General features: G+C 41.3%; 14 protein-coding genes. 11 read left to right on the top strand and 3 right to left on the bottom strand.

Going from position 1 to position 19034, the window contains the following annotated elements:
- Positions 1 to 1026: a zinc-binding dehydrogenase gene (locus GXP67_RS03995; RefSeq protein WP_162441962.1), complete on the bottom strand. Its 1026-nt coding sequence runs from the start codon at positions 1024 to 1026 to the stop codon at positions 1 to 3.
- Positions 1027 to 1059: 33 nt separating this feature from the next.
- Positions 1060 to 1767 carry an orotidine 5'-phosphate decarboxylase / HUMPS family protein gene (locus GXP67_RS03990; RefSeq protein ID WP_162441961.1) on the bottom strand — a complete coding sequence of 236 codons (708 nt, stop codon included), beginning with the start codon at positions 1765 to 1767 and terminating at the stop codon, positions 1060 to 1062.
- A 489-nt stretch (positions 1768 to 2256) separates the two neighbouring features.
- Between GXP67_RS03990 and GXP67_RS03985 the strand changes: the two genes are divergently transcribed.
- From GXP67_RS03985 to GXP67_RS03935, 11 genes are all read left to right on the top strand, one after another.
- Entirely contained in the window at positions 2257 to 3855 is a 1599-nt protein-coding gene (locus tag GXP67_RS03985) for a tetratricopeptide repeat protein (RefSeq protein ID WP_162441960.1), read from the top strand.
- 471 nt (positions 3856 to 4326) lie between these two features.
- Positions 4327 to 4818 carry an SCO family protein gene (locus GXP67_RS03980; RefSeq protein ID WP_162441959.1) on the top strand — a complete coding sequence of 164 codons (492 nt, stop codon included), beginning with the start codon at positions 4327 to 4329 and terminating at the stop codon, positions 4816 to 4818.
- 546 nt (positions 4819 to 5364) lie between these two features.
- The gene (locus GXP67_RS03975) at positions 5365 to 6801 is read left to right on the top strand and encodes a lytic transglycosylase domain-containing protein (protein WP_162441958.1); all 1437 of its coding nucleotides are present in this window, start codon (positions 5365 to 5367) and stop codon (positions 6799 to 6801) included.
- A 154-nt stretch (positions 6802 to 6955) separates the two neighbouring features.
- Complete coding sequence (locus tag GXP67_RS03970; protein WP_162441440.1) at positions 6956 to 7246, top strand: transposase; 291 nt, start codon at positions 6956 to 6958, stop codon at positions 7244 to 7246.
- Positions 7246 to 8067, top strand: coding sequence for an IS3 family transposase (locus GXP67_RS03965; RefSeq protein WP_162441441.1), 822 nt, complete (start codon positions 7246 to 7248; stop codon positions 8065 to 8067). The genes GXP67_RS03970 and GXP67_RS03965 overlap by 1 nt, the downstream gene beginning before the upstream one ends.
- 454 nt (positions 8068 to 8521) lie before the next feature.
- Entirely contained in the window at positions 8522 to 10513 is a 1992-nt protein-coding gene (locus GXP67_RS03960; RefSeq protein ID WP_162441957.1) for an LruC domain-containing protein, read from the top strand.
- A gap of 202 nt (positions 10514 to 10715) precedes the next feature.
- A complete protein-coding gene (locus GXP67_RS03955) occupies positions 10716 to 11207 on the top strand; it encodes a gluconokinase (protein ID WP_162441956.1) in 492 nt (163 codons plus the stop codon).
- A 101-nt stretch (positions 11208 to 11308) separates the two neighbouring features.
- A complete protein-coding gene (locus GXP67_RS03950) occupies positions 11309 to 12298 on the top strand; it encodes an AAA family ATPase (protein WP_162441955.1) in 990 nt (329 codons plus the stop codon).
- 231 nt (positions 12299 to 12529) lie between these two features.
- Positions 12530 to 15346 (top strand): TonB-dependent receptor, encoded by a 2817-nt coding sequence (locus tag GXP67_RS03945; protein ID WP_162441954.1) that lies wholly within the window; start codon positions 12530 to 12532, stop codon positions 15344 to 15346.
- Between the two features lie 48 nt (positions 15347 to 15394).
- Positions 15395 to 16726: a beta-helix domain-containing protein gene (locus GXP67_RS03940; protein ID WP_162441953.1), complete on the top strand. Its 1332-nt coding sequence runs from the start codon at positions 15395 to 15397 to the stop codon at positions 16724 to 16726.
- 141 nt (positions 16727 to 16867) lie between these two features.
- Positions 16868 to 17779 carry a TIGR01777 family oxidoreductase gene (locus tag GXP67_RS03935; protein WP_162441952.1) on the top strand — a complete coding sequence of 304 codons (912 nt, stop codon included), beginning with the start codon at positions 16868 to 16870 and terminating at the stop codon, positions 17777 to 17779.
- A 42-nt stretch (positions 17780 to 17821) separates the two neighbouring features.
- Here GXP67_RS03935 and GXP67_RS03930 read toward each other — a convergent pair whose 3' ends face one another.
- On the bottom strand, positions 17822 to 18970 hold the full coding sequence (locus tag GXP67_RS03930; RefSeq protein ID WP_162441951.1) for an FAD-dependent monooxygenase: 1149 nt from the start codon (positions 18968 to 18970) through the stop codon (positions 17822 to 17824).
- Positions 18971 to 19034 lie beyond the last annotated feature (64 nt).

Genomic DNA, 19034 nt, shown 5'->3' with positions numbered 1-19034 from the left:
TTATACTGGTTTAAGCACACTTTTTACTACTTCGCCTTTGTGCATCTTTTCAAACGCCTCGTGCCACTCCGTAATAGGCCATACGCCTCCAATAATAGGTTTTACATTCAACTGCCCACTGGCAAGTAAGGCAATCACCCGTTCCCATACTGGCCAGTTGTGGCTGAAACTACCTTGCAGGGTGACGTTTTTTTGTACCAGCGGATCGAGGGAAAATCCGAGTGGTTGCGGCCCCCAGCCTACTTTAGTAATATGCCCGTTGGGGCGAACCAGTTGCAAAGCTATTTTCAGGGTAATACTTACGCCAGCCGCATCAATTACGCCGTCTGCCCCCAGGCCATCCCGTTTTTGTGACCAATCGGTGGCATCTCCGATAATGACCTCACAGCCATATTGTTTGGCTATATTAAGACGGTGCTTATCTGCTTCCAGGCCCACTATTGCCACTTCTGCGCCACATAATCTGGCCATGGCCGCACACAGAATTCCAATAGTTCCTGGCCCAAGTACAATAACCCGGTCTCCGGGTTTAAGACGGGTATTTTCTACAACAGCATTAAAGGCTACACTACAAGGCTCTGTCAGGCAGGCTTCTTCGAACGAAAGGTTTGCTGGTACCTGATGTAAGCAACGGGCCGGTACACGTACATAGCGAGTCATGGCTCCATTTACGCCGTAGCCGAATCCTTTACGTGTGGGATCAAGATTATATAATCCACGGCGGCTCATCGGATTGGAAGGATCAATAACAGCGGCTGTTTCGCTTACTACCCGGTCGCCTTCTTTCCAGCCCGAAACCCGGCTGCCTTTCTGGGCGATATAACCGCCAAATTCATGTCCCAGTACCACCGGATAATTTACCTGCCAGCTATGGTCAGCTGTCCATTGGTGAAGATCGCTGCCACATACTCCTACATTGGCTACTTCCAGCAATACATCTTCTTCCCCAATCTCTGGTTTGGGAATTTCACGAAGTTCAACAGAGCCCTTTTCGGGAGCAAAATTCACTACTGCAGCATGATTCATCAGGTTAAAATTAAGTTGAAGGTAAAAAATAAGTTAAGCGCCAGCGACAGGTACTTCGCCGTACGCATGAATTTTCTCACAGATCAGCCGGAGCGAACTTTCTAGATCACCATTTGCCGTTTTAAAAGAATCTGCATCAATGGTTAAAGGAGCTCCCAAAACAACCAGTGGCGCTCCATACTCCGGACAGCGAATGGCTTGTTCCAGACTAAGTCCACCTACAGCTTGAACCGGAATCCGCACGGCTTGCACGACTTCCCGGAGTTGGTCCAGCGGACTGGGCATACGTTTACCCCGGGCCGCAATTCCCCGGCGTTCGTCGTAGCCGATATGATGGATAACATAATCGCAGCCTAGGTCTTCGAGCCATCTGGCTCCAGCTACCATATCCGGACAAACCATGTTATCGCCCATCACTTTCACGCCAAAATCCTTTCCTGCCTTTACTACACATTTAATGGTTTCTTCATGTGCCCTGGCCATTACCACCACATGCGTAGCCCCAGCTTTTGCCATCATTTCTACTTCCAGATATCCACCATCCATGGTTTTGAGGTCAGCCACAATGGGAACACCAGGAAAGGCAGCCCGTAATTTGCGTACTCCATGGAGACCCTCAGCCAGAATGAGTGGGGTCCCAGCCTCCAGCCAGTCTATACCTGCTCGCATAGCTAAGGCAGCGGTTTCCAGGGCTTCGTCAATATTGGTAAGGTCGAGTGAAATTTGAACGATAGGTTTCATAGCGAGAAATTTATAAAAATTACCAATAAAGTGATACCTTATCCAATTATTTTTTTGCTGCCAGCGATGCAAATCATAGGTTGATGATTATAAAGTCTCAGCCGTTGCTGTGTGGGAAATAAACGCTTTCGGGAAGAAAAAATATAAATTTCCGGCTTACATACCTGATATCAACATAGGATTGATACAAATACTTGTGCTGTCTACTTCTTGTCTACTTGCTTAATTTTTTTGCCGAACCAGTCGCCATTACTTTTGCTTCACGGAAATACGGCAAACTATTCATACAAAACATATATCTGGCCATAAAATTTCAAGGCAATGAAAGGTTTATTTACTTATGCAAACAAATTCATAAGCAACTATGCTCTGCTGTTGACATGTGGCCTATTGCTGTCATGCAAGCCACCTAAAAGTGTTGAAACATATCATGCGCCTCTCTTTGATAATCTGGGAAAGCATGAACTTAAGGTCACTTCACAATCGGCCATGGCGCATCGCTTTTTTAACCAGGGACTGAATCTCACCTACGGATTTAATCACGGAGAAGCAGAGCGTTCGTACCGGGAAGCGATACGGCTGGATTCTACTTGTGCGATGTGTTACTGGGGAGCCGCCTATGTGTTGGGGACTAATTATAATGCAGCCATGGAAGAAGCCAAACAAGCAGAAGCGCAGCGCCTGACACAGAAAGCAGTAGAATACAGCCATAATGCTACAGACTGGGAAAGAGCCTTGATCCAAGCTTCTGTTTCACGGTATTCCTATGAAAAAACAAAAGACCAATCGATATTAGACAAGGCGTATGCAGAAGCAATGAGTAAAGTGTATGAGCAGTTTACAAGCCATGATGATATTGTTAGTTTGTATGCAGAATCCTTAATGAATCTGCATCCATGGGATTTGTATACCAGACGGGGTGAACCTAAACCTTGGACACATGAAATTGTACATACGATTGAAAGCGTATTAAAGCGGAATCCCCATCATCCTGGTGCCAATCATTTATATATCCATGTAGTGGAAGCCTCTGCCACTCCGGAAAGAGGTTTAGCCAGCGCAGACCGTTTATATGATTTGATGCCAGGCGCCGGACATATTGTGCACATGCCTTCGCATATTTATATCCGCACCGGCGACTACCACAAAGGTTCTATGGTGAACGAAAAAGCCGCTGAAGTAGATAGTTTGTACATTACTAATTGTAACAGCCAGGGAGCGTATCCGCTGGTGTATTTTCCACATAATATTCATTTTCTGGCGGCTACTGCTGCGTTTGAAGGCAGGGGCGAAACATCTATTAATGCCGCTTTTAGGGTAGCCAGCCATGTAGATACTACTGTAATGCGGGAGGCAGGAATGCAAACTTTGCAGCATTACCGCATGATTCCACATTATGTACTCGTAAAATTTATGCAATGGGATCATATTCTGACTTTACCTCAACCTGCCAGTGATCTGGTGTACCCTCAGTCAGTGTGGCGCTATGCCAGGGGAATGGCTTTCGCCGGAAAAAATAAATTGCCAGAGGCAAAACAGGAACTGAAGACTTTGAAAACACTTATGCAGGATAGCACCTTAAAAACAATTACCATCTGGGAGTTGAATGGGGCAGACAAGTTGATCGAAATTGCCAGCCGGGTATTACAAGCCGAGATCCTGCGTAAAGAAGGAAATAATAATACAGCTATCAGTTTGTTACAAGAGGCCACTGACATAGAAGATAAGCTCAATTACAACGAACCTCCAGACTGGTTTTTCTCCGTTCGGCATTCACTGGGAGCTGTATTACTGGAAAATAGGCAATACAAAGAAGCTGAGAAGGTGTTTAAAGATGATTTGTTTTTTATCCCAAAAAACGGATGGGCATTGAATGGGTTGTATCAGAGCTTGATCGGGCAGAAGAAACTGAATGAGGCCAGGGAGGTGAAAAAGCAGTTTGGACAAGCCTGGCAGTATGCAGATATTGAACTAGCTAGTTCAGAGGTACGGCCGATTGCGTATCGGAACATCAATAACGAAAAATTCACAGGTTCCTATCTGGCCGGATTATCTACTATTTCTGTATGCAGCCCTGGCAGGAAGTGATTTTATTTCAAATTAAATGTAGTATAAAAATTATCTATTAATACCTAATAAATCAATATGATACCAATCAAAAGCAGCGTATATGTAGAAGCTGATATAACGGGAAGTATCTGTTTTGTACTCCTGTTTATGCTTAACTTCAGTTTTACTTCCCAACCTCAACCAGAGTACAGTAACTTTTTGGGATGGTTATCCACTATAAAAGTGTACGCATCGATCCTATCTTTTTATAACCAGTTTTAAAAGCATTTAAAACACTGACAATTTTACGTTTATGAAACTATTTGCGCTCAATACCATGCTACTCCTCCTGATACTTGCCATAAAACTAAGTGGTTGCCAGGAGAATAACCCCTGCCACTTGTAAGTGAAGATCAACTCGCAGCAGGACAATTATCGAGGTCGCCGGTTATCCAGACAGGATATGGCGCTATTCCTCCATTTAAGTTTTTAAACCAGGATAGTTTATGGGTGAGTAATGAAACATTCTCTAATAAAGTATATGTAGCAGAATTCTTTTTTACATCCTGCCCCACTATTTGTCCACGTATGAAAACTCAATTGCTACGAGTATACAATGCATTCAAAGACAATCCAGAAGTATTGTTTCTCTCTCATACCCTTGATCCTGTACACGATTCGGTACCAGTATTAAGAGAGTATGCGCAGCGGCTGAATATTTCAAATAGCAAATGGCATTTAGTTACCGGAGATCGGGAAAAAATTTATGATCTGGCTCAAAATCATTATCTGATCACAGCCTCTCAAAGTTCGCTTGCCGATAGAAGTGTAATTCATAGTGGCGCATTTATTCTCATAGATCAAAAGGGTGCAGTAAAAGGCTTATATGACAGCACTAGTGAAAAGGAAATAGATCGTATGATGCAAGATATGAACAAGATAGTCACTTCAAAGAATTATTTCACCAGAATCAGGACCAATCATCTTGCCGATAAATTTTAATCTGTTCCTATCATTAACTTTTATAAGAAGCGGTGGGCTATCAAGTTTACCGCTTTTGTGTGTGAGAAGAAGTATAGTTAAGAGTTTATAAACTAATCTTTGCCAATTCATTCTTGATATTCTATGTTTAGTACAGGACACTTGAATACATATTATAATCATTGGTTGTACTATTCCAATATGTAATATGTCATTTACAAAGTTGTATAAAAGTAGACTGAGTCTGTTTTCAATAAAAATCAATGATTACCAACATTCCGTCTCAGATATTTTTTTTCAGCCTTTCTGAACACCTCATACTACCGTTTTAAGTAATTATATTAATTAATTGAAAGTCAATGCTTTATTGCTTAAGCTATTTCTACTTTTTATCTCATTCTTAGAATTTTCTTCGAGCCACATTTCCATCTACAAATAGTTGTGACCGGTTACGACTTCATAACAGAAAATATACATATCGTACATACTTCTTACATAGGACTTATACTAAAAGGTTAAAAATATGATGTAAGAAAGGAATGAGTATCACTAAAATCTTTCCAGACTATGACGGTACAATTAAAGTGTAGTAAGTATGCTGTAGGTGTTAGCTTGAGTATGCTATTGTTAAACGGCTTCTCTTTATTTGCTCAGCGCGATACAGTGTATGCCATACAACCCCAACAGATTTTTGCCTCTGCTGATTCAGGTAAACATATACAGGCTGCGCAAACAAATGTAATTGTTGCAAAAGTGCCTTTGTTTGCACCATCGCAAATTGTGACTAACCTGCCAGAAACATTGGTGGCTGACCAGTTTGATTGTATGGAAGAGGCTATTCCCATGACATACAATGAAATGAGCAAAAAATTCGTTCAGCGTTTTCTGACGAAAGAACGTCAGTTTATTTCTCAGATGGCAGAGCGTAAACAATTATATTTTCCTTTGTATGAATCGTTGCTCCAGAAACATGGCCTGCCAGATGAATTAAAATACTTATCTATTATTGAATCTGCCTTGAACCCAAGAGCCATTTCACGGGCAAAGGCGGCTGGTTTGTGGCAATTTATGCCTTCTACCGGCAGGTATTTCAAACTGCATCAGGATGCCTATATTGACGAACGGATGAATCCTAGCAAAGCAACTGAAGCGGCCTGTATTTATCTGAAAGACTTACACCGGATGTTTGGAGACTGGCACCTGGCCCTAGCCGCTTATAATTGTGGACCGGGAAATGTACGCAGAGCGATTCGCAGGTCTGGCAACAAAACTGGTTTCTGGCAGATTTATCGCCACCTGCCAGCCGAAACAAGGGCATATGTACCAAAGTTTATTGCTGTTAATTATGTAATGAAACATGCGGCAGTTTATAATATTAATACTTCTGCTATCGCCAGAATTATTCCTTCAGACACTATCGTTGTGAATCAATATCTGAATATGGAATTACTTGCCAGAATGATCAATGTTTCTCTGGATGATCTTCGACAGTTAAATCCGCAGGTTAAAAAGAATATAGTACCTGGGTACATGAAGAACTATGTGCTACAAATACCGGCTCAGAAAAAGGATACATTTAATCTTTACCGGATAGATATTCTGAAAGTGATGACATTAAAATCAATAGTTGGGCGAACAAAGATACATTATAAAGTTAAATCCAGTGATGAGTTGAATACCATTGCAGGTAAGTATGAAGTAAGCATAGAAAATATCCGGAGATGGAACCGGCTAAGAGGCAATACTGTTAAATCAGGCACTGTTCTGGTAATCTGGGCTTCAAAAAGCGTTCTGGCTATCAATCAGTGGAAAACTGCAAATGAGCAACTGGCAGCCATGAAGCCTGCGTTAGTTTCTAGGATTAAAGTCTATTTTGTACGGCCTGGTGATACGCTGGCAAAGATTTCTAAATTACATGGAGGGGTTGCTGTGGAAAAAATTATTAAACATAACCGGTTGATCGGACAAGAAGTGAAGCCAGGCCAGAAACTTATCATTTCATAATATTACAACTCGTATACTCATTCAAATTGCCATCCGGTATAGGGTGGCAATTTTAGTTTTTATCCCTGAGTGGTTTAGTAGTCATTGTATAATACCTCGGTAAAATCAGACCACGCGTTAAAGTGAAAAGCAATACAAATTAAACGTGGAAAAGATGAAAAAAACGAGGAGAAAATTTACAGCTGCTTTCAAGGCGAAAGTGGCATTGGAAGCGCTTAAAGAGCGGGAAACATTAGCGGCTTTGTCGGCCCGCTTTGAGGTACACGCCAACCAGATATCGCTGTGGAAGCAGGAATTTTTAACTAATTCGGAGCTGGTATTCTCTTCCACAGAAGGGAAAGAAAAAGAAGAGCAGGTAAACTTAGATGCGCTTTATGCTAAGATTGGGCAACTGGAGATGGAACGCGACTTTTTAAAAAAAAGCTTGAAGAAGACCGGACTGTAATGGAGCGTAAATCACTGGTTAGTCCTCAAGCAAAGCTTAGCCTTCGCCAGCAATGCCGTTTACTTTCTATCAGCCGGGCCTCTTTCTATTATGAGCCTAAACAAGAGAATGCAGATAATTTAGGAATGATGCAGCTCATGGATGCCCATATATTAGAAGAACCAACGGCCGGAGTGCTGACAATGCAGTCGATGCTGGAGGAAAAGGGTTATAAAGCAGGTTACGAGCGGATAAGAAGATTGATGCGGCTGGCTAACATCCGGCCTATCTACCCCCGAAAGCAACTGACGCAGTTAGGGGACAAAAAGTATATCTATCCTTATTTGCTCAGGAACTTAAAAGTAGAGCGGGCAAACCAGGTATGGGCTATAGATATTACCTATGTTGCGATGGCTAAAGGGTTTATGTATTTGACGGCTGTGATAGATGTGTATAGCCGCTATATTGTGGGCTGGGGCTTGTCTAATACATTGGATGCTGAGGCTAGCTTGCAGGTGTTGAAAGCAGCGGTAGCTGAGCATGGTAAGCCCGGGATTGTCAACAGCGACCAGGGTAGCCAGTTTACCTGTAAAGAGTATGTAGAATATTTAAAAAGTGAATCTATCCGTATCAGTATGGATGGCAAAGGCAGGGCACTGGATAATATATTTATAGAAAGGTTTTGGCGGACCATTAAATACCAGCATATTTACCTGAACCCGGCCACTGATGGCATCTCCCTCTACCAGGGCATCAGTGGCTGGATGGAGAAATACAATCAAAGGCCACACCAGGGAATTGACCGAAACAAGCCCATTAATCTTTATAAAATGGCAGCTTAATTCAACTAAGAAAACAAGAAAAGTGGTCTAAACTAATCGAGGTATTATATTGCTAATAGTGCAAAAACTGATAATTGAAAAAGTGTGAATTGTAAGATGAAAAATGTATAAAGATATTCATCCGGAAAATGATGGAAATGAATGCATTAAAAAGTATATTTAACACACAAATCTTACACACAGTCAGCTTAGTAGCATGCACGATCTCTCATGAACTTATAGGTGAAAGATATCAGTTATAGCATTGAAACATATCGAAACTAAGACAGTAATGTATACAATAGTTAGATATCGGCTAAAGGAGAAGTATATAGTTCATTCATTCATGTATCGTGTTATTTGAAAATTGAATCTGTGATCAAGCATTTATTTTAAATAAGTTACCTCTGTACCAATAAAGGTATAAATGTACATGAGTGCCATTGAATTACATAAAAACTAAATATACATATACATGTATCTCCCAAACAGAGCTTCGAACATACTAAACAAATTCGGCTGGCTTATTCTGAGTCCGGTCTTATTTGTTTTTTTGTTTGCCTGTGAAAAAGTTTCCACTAAAGTTGGCCCTATTCAAACGGAAACTCCATTAATAGACAAACATTTTAATTTTTCTACTACCAATGAAGTAGACGTTGCCATTTCAGCAAAGGATGCCCAGGGAAAGCCCATCCGTATGACCAACATACAGATTTTTGACAAAGACCCGGAAGAGGGAGGGATACTGCTGATGAAAGGTGGAACCGATAATACCGGTAAGCTATCTGCTTTTAAAGCGATTCCTTCCTATATAACAGAAGTAACGATTCTAGGCAACTACCTGGGTGTTCCGGATAAAATTATTGTTCCGGTAAGTAACCAGAGAATAAGCTATATTTTCACACCAGTCCTACTTAATAGTGGCGAACGTTTGGCAACAGCAAATGCCCGTACCACTGTCGGCCCCTATACATTTATGGGTGCTTATAATAAACAAGGCGTACCTGCTTATCTTTCGATGCCTAATGATGTTATAGATGCCGATTTTCTTACTGCCATCAATACCAGTTTACCGGAAAGGCAAAAAGTAAATCCGGCTTACCTTGCATCAGGATTATCTACAGATGTGTCTTTGGTAAAGGAGACTGAATTGATTATTACCTTTGTTAATGAAGGAGGCTCGTATAAAAATGCATTCGGGTATTATACATATCCACTGGCTACTCCTCCCCAATCAGCGGCTGATATTGATACTAAAACGATTGTATTCCCGAATGCGTCTTTCACTGGAAGTGGTGGAGGATTAGCTTCCGGTAATAAAGTGAAACTGCCGGGAAAGATCCCTGCCGGAACTGGTGTAGGCTTTTTTATTGTAGTGAATGGATGGAATGGAACAAGTATCTCTGAAACGGCTGATATTTTATTTTCCAATCCTGCTTTAAATGCTGGTACACCTGCCCAAAAGCAGCAAAGCGTACTTCTCAACTATAAGGACAAATATATTCTGGCTTTTGAAGACAAAAAACGCAGTCTTCCAGGATCAGATGATGATTTTAATGATGTGATGTTCTATATTACTTCATTGGTGCCGGATGCAGTAGATGATGAGGAAATACCACCTACGGAAGAAGAAGAAGATTGTGATAAGGATGGGGTGCCGGATGAAAATGATGCTTATCCGTGCGATGAAAAGCAAGCCTATGACAACGTGAGTGAAGGTACTCTGGCTTTTGAAGATTTGTGGCCAAGCAAAGGTGATTTTGATATGAATGACCTGGTTGTCAATTACAAGCACAATATTATTACCAATAGCCAGAACAAAGTAGTTGAATTAAAATCTACGTTTGACCTGATTGCAATGGGAGCCAGGTATAAAAATGGATTTGGCTTTCAGATTCCTAAACTTACCTCTTCCCAGATTGCAAGTATTACCAGTAGCCATGACAAAACGCTTCTGGAAAATGGCCAGGATAAAGCTACTATCCTCGTATTTGAAAATGCTTTTGATTTTGTGCCTTCTGGCCAGGATGCAATGATAAATACATATGCTCATTTACCTAAGGTAACTTGTGGTATTGTAACTATAAGTATTAAATTTAATACTGCTCTTACTATGCAGGAGTTAGGCTCTGCGCCATTTAACCCTTTCTTAATTGGCGATCAGAAGAGAGGATATGAGGTACATTTGCCAGGTTATTTACCTACATCTAAAGCAGATCTTTCTCTTTTTGGAACAAAAGACGATGCCAGCCTAGTAGCAGAAGGTATCTATTATAAAACGGCTGAAGGAATGCCTTTCGCCTTGCACCTGCCTGTAGGCAAATTTAAGTACCCCGTTGAAATGGCTGCCATTACGCAAACGCACCTCAAATTTACCCCATGGGCTATCAGTAATGGTACTACTTTTGCCGACTGGTATCTGGATCTGCCCGGGTATAGGGATGCAACAAAGATTTATAATCAATAAAATAGATATAGTTTTCAAAAGATTATTACAAAGCGCAACTATAATTAGTTGCGCTTTGTATTTTTACAGGCACCCTCTCAAGATATGGCTTAATATTTAGAATCTTGTTAATTTTTCATCCTCTATTTGTTTAAACACAAAGTTTTGCTAAACTTAAAGGCTTGACTTAAAATGTAAGTGTTTCGATCAAATCACTAAAAGTATGGTATTCGTTGTGTTTGGAGTGTCAGGTTCAGGTAAGACCACTATAGGCTCGTTGCTGGCAGAAACAATGGGCTGGAATTTTTATGATGCGGATAATTTTCATCCGGCTGCCAATGTGGAGAAAATGAGGCAGGGTATTCCGCTTACGGATGCCGACCGGATTCCCTGGCTGGATTCCTTACGAGAGTTAATAAAAAGATGTAAAGCCACACAGGAAAATGCAGTTCTTGCCTGCTCTGCACTTAGAGATTCTTACCGTAAATTTCTGCAAACTGGGGGTGATGTGCGATTCATTTACCTAAAAGGCGACTATAGCCTGATTGAGCAACGGTTAAAAATCCGCAAAGGCCATTTTATGAACCCAGGTTTGCTGATGAGCCAGTTTAAAACCCTCGAGGAACCTAAGGAAGATGTGCTAGTAGTAGATGTAGCGCCCACACCTGAAGAAATCGTACAAACTATTGTAAAGCAATTACCTGTTAATAAATAGGTTTGTTTATCATTCCTTTACAAATTCCGTATCAGAATATACTTTTAATAAAAAGACAAGCTAATTAATTGATAGTCTCTAAAAGCCTGTAGTATTTGCACATGCCCGAACCAACTGAAATTGAACGGATTAAAATTCACCAGCAAAAAATAAGACAGGTATTTGCTGAAGTAGGTAAAATAGTAGTAGGGCAGGAGTATATGCTGAACCGTTTGCTGATCGGCTTATTTACCAACGGGCATATATTACTGGAGGGCGTACCTGGTCTTGCCAAAACACTTACTGTAAATACCTTAGCTAAGGTATTACACCTGGACTTTCAGCGCATACAATTCACACCCGATTTATTGCCTGCAGACCTGGTGGGAACAATGATCTATAACCAGAAACTGGGAAACTTTGAAGTCAAAAAAGGTCCGATTTTTACAAACCTGGTATTAGCGGATGAGGTAAACCGTTCACCTGCCAAAGTACAATCCGCTTTACTGGAAGCCATGCAGGAGAAGCAGGTTACCATAGGTGATACTACCTATTACCTGGATAAACCATTTCTGGTGCTCGCTACCCAGAATCCGGTGGAACAGGAAGGAACATACCCTTTGCCGGAAGCCCAGGTCGATCGTTTTATGATGAAAGTGTTTGTAAGCTATTTAGACAAAACTTCTGAACTGGAAGTAATGCGCCGGATGTCGAATATGAGCTTTAACAGCGAAGTAAATATAGTGCTGGATAAGGCGGATATTTTTGCTATTCGCGACGAAATCAACCGGGTAAGCATTTCCGAAACACTTGAAAAGTATATTATTGAACTCGTTTTTGCCACTCGTATGCCCCTGGATTACGGCTTACGGGAAGAAGCGGCTTATATACAATTTGGCGTTTCGCCCAGAGCCAGTATCAATCTGAACCTGGCTGCCAAAGCTACCGCTTATTTTAATGAACGGGATTATGTATTGCCGGAAGATATTAAAGAGGTAGCACATGATGTACTCAACCACCGCCTCATTCTTAATTATGAAGCCGAAGCTGATGGTATCACCTCCTCCCAGATCGTGGATGTAATTCTGAAAAAGGTGGCAATAGGTCGCTAAACGGAAATCTATATCCAACAAAAGATATGATACCCATATTTTATTTTGTATTTATCTACGCTTAACAAATCCATAACATTCATTTTTTTGCTGAAAAAAGATATTGAGCGCATTAAACCCTGTTTAATTTTATCTCAATGTTAATAGCATCATGTAGTTAGTAACCTTTATTTAACATAGGTTTAATGATCAGCTAATAGTGCAAATCTAATTTTGCACCAAAACTGACACATGTTACAGCGATCTACATTAATTTTTTCAATCCTTTCACTTTTCTCCCTCTCACTTTTTGCTCAAACCGGTACTATTAAAGGTACTATTAAAGATGCCGCTACACAGGAGGCCATTATTGGTGCTAACGTGGTGATTGAGGGTACGACAACAGGTGCTTCTACAGATGTAGAAGGTAATTTTATCATTCAGAAAGTAGCGGCAGGAACGCACACGGTACTTGTAAGTTATATTTCTTACAAAACCAAGAAGATAGAGAACGTAAGGATAGAACCTGATAAAACAACTTTGATCAACACAGCCATTGAAGAGGATGTAGATCAGTTGCAGGAGGTGGTGGTAGTAGGAGCCAGACAAACAAACACAGAAGTAGCCGTAATTACAGAAATAAAAAGAGCGGAACAGGTTGCCGTAGGTATTTCAGCCCAGCAGATTTCCCGCTCCCTCGACAGAGATGCTTCTCAGGTGATCAGGCGGGTGCCAGGAATATCTATTACTGATGACCGTTTTGTATTGGTGCGTGGCTTGAGTGAACGCTACAATGCAGTAATGCTCAACGATGTGCTTACACCCAGTACAGAAGTAGATGTAAAATCTTTCTCTTTCGATATTATTCCAAGCTCTGCCATAGACCGCTTACTCATTTTTAAGTCTGCCGCTGCTGATCTTCCTGGAGAATTTGCTGGTGGTGTGATTAAAATCTATACTAAAACCATTCCGGATGGCAATAGTTTTACGTTTGGTTTATCTACTTCTTACCGCGATGGCACTACATTTAAAGATGTAACCTCTTACAAAGGTGGAAAACTCGACTGGCTGGGTTTTGATGATGGCACTAGGGCATTACCCGATAATTTCCCCAGAAGAAGTGCGGTAAATCAGGGTCCTACTGAATCAAACATCGCCCTGTTTCGTGCCTTTCCGCAGTATTTCAATATCAAAAATTCCAGTGCCATGCCTGATCTGCGGGCAAATATGGGCTTAACCCGCAGATTTAGCCTGGGCAATATGGAAGTTACCAATATTTCCTCCGTCAATTATTCCAATACACGCCAGTTTGCTGATATCAACCAATACAGATATCTGGCTTTTGATGCAAATCAGCAAAGAAGCGATACTTCCCAGATATATAATGATAAATCGTATTCCGAAAATGTACGACTGGGTGTAATGAGTAATTTTGGCTTTTTGATTAGCCCTACCAATAAAATCGAATTCCGGAATCTCTTCAACCAGATAAGTACGAAAGAAACAATTTTGAGAACAGGTGCCAATTCAGAAAATAGCCTGGATATAAATAATTATGCTTTCCGGTATGAAAGTAAAAGTTTGTATTCCGGCCAGATCAACGGCACACATAATCCTACAGATAATACTACTATTAAATGGACTGGCGGTTTTGCGTATACCCGCCGGGATGAACCTGATTTCAGACGTTTTTCTTCCAGCCGTCCCAGAGGGCAGGAAGAAATGGGATTCCGGATAGATGTTCCACAGACAGCAAATCCATCACTGGTACAGGCAGCCCGTTTTTATTCTGAGCTCAATGAGTATGTAATGACTGGCAGTGGAAGTATAGAAAAAAAGTTGAGTTTATTCGGACATGGCGATGAAGAAGAGCTTCAATCTAAATTCAGAGCCGGTGTATATGTTGAACGCAAAACCCGAGATTTTTCAGCCCGCTGGTTTGGGTATGTAAATCCAAAAAATACAGAAAAACCTAATTTGTCTCCAGAAGAATTCTTCGCAAAAGACAATATTTCAGCTAATTCTGATGGTTTATACCTGGCAGAAGGAACCAACTTTGACGATAGCTATGATGCACAAAACTTACTGACTGCCGGCTATGTGGGGGCTTATCTGCCTTTTAGCAGGAAACTTAATTTATCAGCAGGCTTTCGGGTAGAATATAACCACCAGCAATTACAAAGCCGATTAAGGGGTTCAGGAGCTGCTGTAGATGTAGATAATCCAATTGTAAGGCCATTACCTTCAGTCAACCTGGCCTATAATTTTTCGAATTTTGCGCTGGTTCGCCTGGCTTATGGTTTAACCTTAAATCGTCCGGAATTCCGGGAATTAGCTCCATTTTCCTATTATGACTTTGTTTATGATGTAAGCCGTACGGGAAATCCTAATCTAAAAACACCTTCTATTCATAATTTTGATGCCCGTTTTGAGTGGTACCCAACAGACGGAGAGATTGTCTCCATAGGTGCCTTTTATAAACGGTTCAATAATCCCATCGAAACGGTAGTCCGTTATGCAGGAAGTGGTACTTCTTTCACCTATGGTAATGCTGATCAGGCTACCAGTATAGGTGCCGAACTTGAAGTTAGAAAATCATTCCGCAATTTGTCCGGCATACCCTTTATCCAAAATATAACCTTATTGATGAATGCCTCCTTAATTAAGAGCGAAGTGGAATTAGGTTCTCAGTTTGTTGGCCAGGATAACAAACGCCAGTTACAGGGCCAGTCGCCATATTTAGTGAACGCCGGATTATATTACAATGACCAGGACAATGGCTTCCAGGTAAACCTGCTGTATAATGTAATAGGCCGCCGTATTTTCCAGGTAGGCGATAACCTGACTCCTACTATTTATGAAATGCCCCGCAATGTAATTGATCTGAATATAACCAAGAGCATTGGTGACCGCCTGGAAATACGGGCTGGAATACAGGATCTTTTGAATCAGCCCTTCCGGCTGATCCAGGATTCTAACCTCGACAGCGATATTACAGGTGTGGATGAATCTTATCAGAAGTATAGAAGAGGTTCATACAGTACGCTGGGTATCAATTATAGATTTTAATTTTTAATTATGAACCTAATCCAAAATTCAAAAACCAAACTGAGTAACATGAAAAACGTAAGTAAATTATTATCAATGCTATTTTTGGGCTTAATTCTATGGTCTTGTAACAAAGACGACGATGGAGGAGAACCAGATATTACTGACCCGGCCAACAGGGAAGTAGTTGAAGTGTCAGGCAGTATTATAGAAGCCACTACCTGGGAAGAAGGTAAAAAATATCTGTTAAAGGGTTTTGTTTATGTTGATAAAGGTGCAACCTTAACTATCCAGCCTGGTACGATTATCAAAGGGGATAAAGATTCTAAAGGTTCGTTAATTATTAAACCAGGCTCCCGTATCGTAGCAGAAGGCACCCAGCAAAAGCCTATTGTTTTCACTTCCAATCAGCCTAAAGGAAGCCGGGCAGCTGGCGACTGGGGTGGGTTGATCATCTTGGGAAATGCTATTGTAAATAAATCACCGTCCGTATTAGAAGGTGAAGGTACTTCTACATTTGGTGGTACAAATAATGCCGACAATTCCGGTGTATTGAAATATGTACGAATCGAATTTGCAGGTATTGCCTACGAAACAGACAAAGAAATTAATGCATTAACCCTGGGTGGTGTAGGTTCTGGTACTACCATCGATTTTGTACAATCTTCTTACAGTGGCGATGATGCCTTCGAATGGTTTGGTGGAGCAGTAAATGCCAAACACTTGGTCTCTTTCCGTACACTCGACGATGATTTTGATACAGATTTAGGTTACAGTGGAAATGTACAATATGGTGTTATCTTGAGAGATCCGGCTGTAGCTGACCAGTGTACTTGCTCTGATTCCAATGGTTTTGAATCTGACAATGATGGCCTGGGTACAACTGCTGCTCCCCAAACAACGGCTAAGTTTGCTAACATCAGCTTGTTTGTAGGGCCTGGCACCTTGAATTCTAAATACCGTTCAGCTGCCCGTATCCGTAGAAATTCTGCCATCTCTATTTACAATAGTGTGTTTACTGGTGGTCATCCTAAAGCAGGCCTGGAGTTAGAAGGTTCTGCTACGCAAGATAACTTTACAGTCGGAACTTCCGATTATGCAGGTATGATTTTATCTGGGTTTACTACACCAGTACTTCCTAATGCTGATCCGGTACTTGCCCGTTTGAAGGATGTTACAAGAGCCAATAATACTGAACTGGCTGCTGGTGATTTAAAACTGGATGCCGATTATAACAACCTGACGGCTCCAAAGTTCCTGCCTCAGTCTGGTTCTCCGCTGTTATCAGCAGGTGTTACATTACCAGCCGGATTTGAAACCGCTGCTTTTAAAGGCGCCTTCAATACCAGTGACTGGACAGAAGGCTGGACTAACTTCGATCCACAAAACGCAGAGTATTAACATATTTTTATAACAAACACCTTAAAACCTAAAAAAAGCCGGAGTTATTTCCGGCTTTTTTATTTATTTAACTAGGTAAATGTTTCCCATTCAAAACAATTTTGACTGGCAAGTAGTACTTATATAGATAACAGCTTTCTTATGTCCAAAAACGTGCTCATTACCGGAGGAACCGGCCTGCTAGGATCTCATCTCACCACATTGCTATTGCAGAAAGGGTATCAGGTTTCTTACCTGAGCCGGAATATCGAACCTATTCCGCATATAAAAACATATCAATGGAATGTAGAAGAAGGAACTATTGATACCAAAGCCATTGAGCAGACAGATTATATTATTCACCTGGCCGGAGCAGGAGTGGCCGATAAACGATGGACGAAAAGCCGTAAACAGGAAATTATGGAAAGCCGTACTAACTCAGCTGCTTTACTATTCAATGCCTTGAAAACAACCAAACACCAGGTTAAATCAGTTATTTCTGCTTCTGCCATAGGGTATTATGGTTTTGATACCGGCAGTCAATGGGTAGATGAAAATACCCAGCCTGGGGATGATTTTCTGGCCGAGGTGGTGCAAGCCTGGGAAAGTTCTGTACAGCAGATAGCGAGTCTGGGCATCAGGGTAGTGAATTTACGGATAGGAATCGTGCTGAGTGAAAAAGGAGGAGCACTCGCTAAAATCACGCAGACCATAAAAGTAGGTGCAGGTGCTCCTTTGGGAACTGGCAAACAATATTTCTCCTGGATTCACATTGACGATATTTGTAGGATTTTTATTCATGCCCTGGAAAACGGACAAATGCAAGGTATTTACAATGCAGTGGCTCCGCAACCAGTAACCAATGAAGAACTTACACATCAAATAGCAGAAGTGTTGGATAAGCCTTTGGTGCTTCCTCATGTGCCAGCTTTTGCACTCAAACTGGCACTGGGCGAGATGGCATCTGCTGTTCTGGGAGGAAATAAAGTAGCCAACCAGAAACTACTCACCACCGGATATAGATTTGAGTTTCCTGAACTCAGACCTGCGTTAGAAGATTTACTGAAAGAATAAGTTGTATTGTTTGTTATATCAACCCTCTGTTTGAATTTATTTCTAAGTAAAATCTACATTGTAGAGAAACTGGAGTTGTTTATCATTCACACTGGGAGGTACTATACGAAGCAGCATATCCCGGATAGCGGCCAGTAATGGATTTTCTACCTGAGCCATTTTTCCAACCTGCCAGGAAGTATTTACAATTTTGGTGGTGCGGTTCACCCGTTTGTGTTCAAATACCTGGAAAGCCTCTTCTACAGTGCTACTGTTTTTGATACAATTAGCGAGTACAATTGCATCTTCTATGGCCTGGCAGGCACCTTGTCCCATATTGGGAGTGGTAGCATGCGCTGCATCGCCGGCTAATACTATCTTACCAAAGGCAAATTGTTTAATAGGTTTAATATCAATAATATCATTATGAATGAGCTGGCTGTCGTGGGTGAGTGCTAATATCTGTGGGACTGGCGCATGATAATCCTTGAAATTTTGTATGAGATCATTCACCGAAAAAGCAGCCAGGTGTTTATCTGCCTGGGCAGCATTCAGGCAGGCAAACCAGTAGATACGTTTTCCGGATAAAGGCACAATTCCAAATCTTCCTTTGGTTCCCCAGGTTTCGGTGGCTTTTGCCGGATTAAAATGTTCTGGCTGTGTATCAATAACCGCCCGCCAGCAGGTATAGCCGGCATAACGTGGTTTGCTTTGAGGTAATAGTTGCTGGCGGATTTGTGAATGAATCCCATCCATGGCAATCAGGCAATCTGCATAGGAAGTAGAGCCATCTTTAAACCTGATCTCAACTTCCTTGGAGTTTTGGACAACAGTTGTACAGCTTTTCCCAAGTTCTAGTGTGTGAGGTGCCAGATGTTGCAGTAAAATAGTATGTAAGTCGGCCCGGTGAATAGTAAAATTATCTGTTCCGAATTGTTTGCTTACTTTAAGGCTGTCCGTTTTGGTGATAAGTTTTCCCTGCTGATTAAGGATTTCAAACGAAGAAAGTACATTTCCCGCTTTTAGAATATCTTGCCCAATACCGATGTCCAAGAGGGCTTTGATAGCATTAGCTGCTAATCCTAGTCCAGCACCTAATGGCTTTAGGTGAGGTGCGCTTTCAAATACTTTCACATCATGTCCTTGTTTCTGTAATGCAATGGCGGTGCACAATCCTCCTATGCCACCCCCGATTATGGCTATATTTTTCATAGTGATTAATAATTAGAACAAATGTACTAATATTTGTAATTAGAACAAATGTTCTATAATTATT

Origin of the sequence: Rhodocytophaga rosea (assembly GCF_010119975.1) — a bacterium.
In the GTDB taxonomy this organism is placed as follows: domain Bacteria; phylum Bacteroidota; class Bacteroidia; order Cytophagales; family 172606-1; genus Rhodocytophaga; species Rhodocytophaga rosea.
This window is presented reverse-complemented; position numbering and strand designations above follow the sequence as displayed.

Bases quoted from the DNA above. Each gene is read 5' to 3' on its own strand.
- GXP67_RS03995 (WP_162441962.1), bottom strand. From the start codon at position 1,026: ATGAATCATGCTGCAGTAGTGAATTTTGCTCCCGAAAAGGGCTCTGTT.
- GXP67_RS03990 (WP_162441961.1), bottom strand. From the start codon at position 1,767: ATGAAACCTATCGTTCAAATTTCACTCGACCTTACCAATATTGACGAA.
- GXP67_RS03985 (WP_162441960.1), top strand. From the start codon at position 2,257: ATGGCGCATCGCTTTTTTAACCAGGGACTGAATCTCACCTACGGATTT.
- GXP67_RS03975 (WP_162441958.1), top strand. From the start codon at position 5,365: ATGACGGTACAATTAAAGTGTAGTAAGTATGCTGTAGGTGTTAGCTTG.
- GXP67_RS03970 (WP_162441440.1), top strand. From the start codon at position 6,956: ATGAAAAAAACGAGGAGAAAATTTACAGCTGCTTTCAAGGCGAAAGTG.
- GXP67_RS03965 (WP_162441441.1), top strand. From the start codon at position 7,246: ATGGAGCGTAAATCACTGGTTAGTCCTCAAGCAAAGCTTAGCCTTCGC.
- GXP67_RS03960 (WP_162441957.1), top strand. From the start codon at position 8,522: ATGTATCTCCCAAACAGAGCTTCGAACATACTAAACAAATTCGGCTGG.
- GXP67_RS03955 (WP_162441956.1), top strand. From the start codon at position 10,716: ATGGTATTCGTTGTGTTTGGAGTGTCAGGTTCAGGTAAGACCACTATA.
- GXP67_RS03950 (WP_162441955.1), top strand. From the start codon at position 11,309: ATGCCCGAACCAACTGAAATTGAACGGATTAAAATTCACCAGCAAAAA.
- GXP67_RS03945 (WP_162441954.1), top strand. From the start codon at position 12,530: ATGTTACAGCGATCTACATTAATTTTTTCAATCCTTTCACTTTTCTCC.
- GXP67_RS03940 (WP_162441953.1), top strand. From the start codon at position 15,395: ATGAAAAACGTAAGTAAATTATTATCAATGCTATTTTTGGGCTTAATT.
- GXP67_RS03935 (WP_162441952.1), top strand. From the start codon at position 16,868: ATGTCCAAAAACGTGCTCATTACCGGAGGAACCGGCCTGCTAGGATCT.
- GXP67_RS03930 (WP_162441951.1), bottom strand. From the start codon at position 18,970: ATGAAAAATATAGCCATAATCGGGGGTGGCATAGGAGGATTGTGCACC.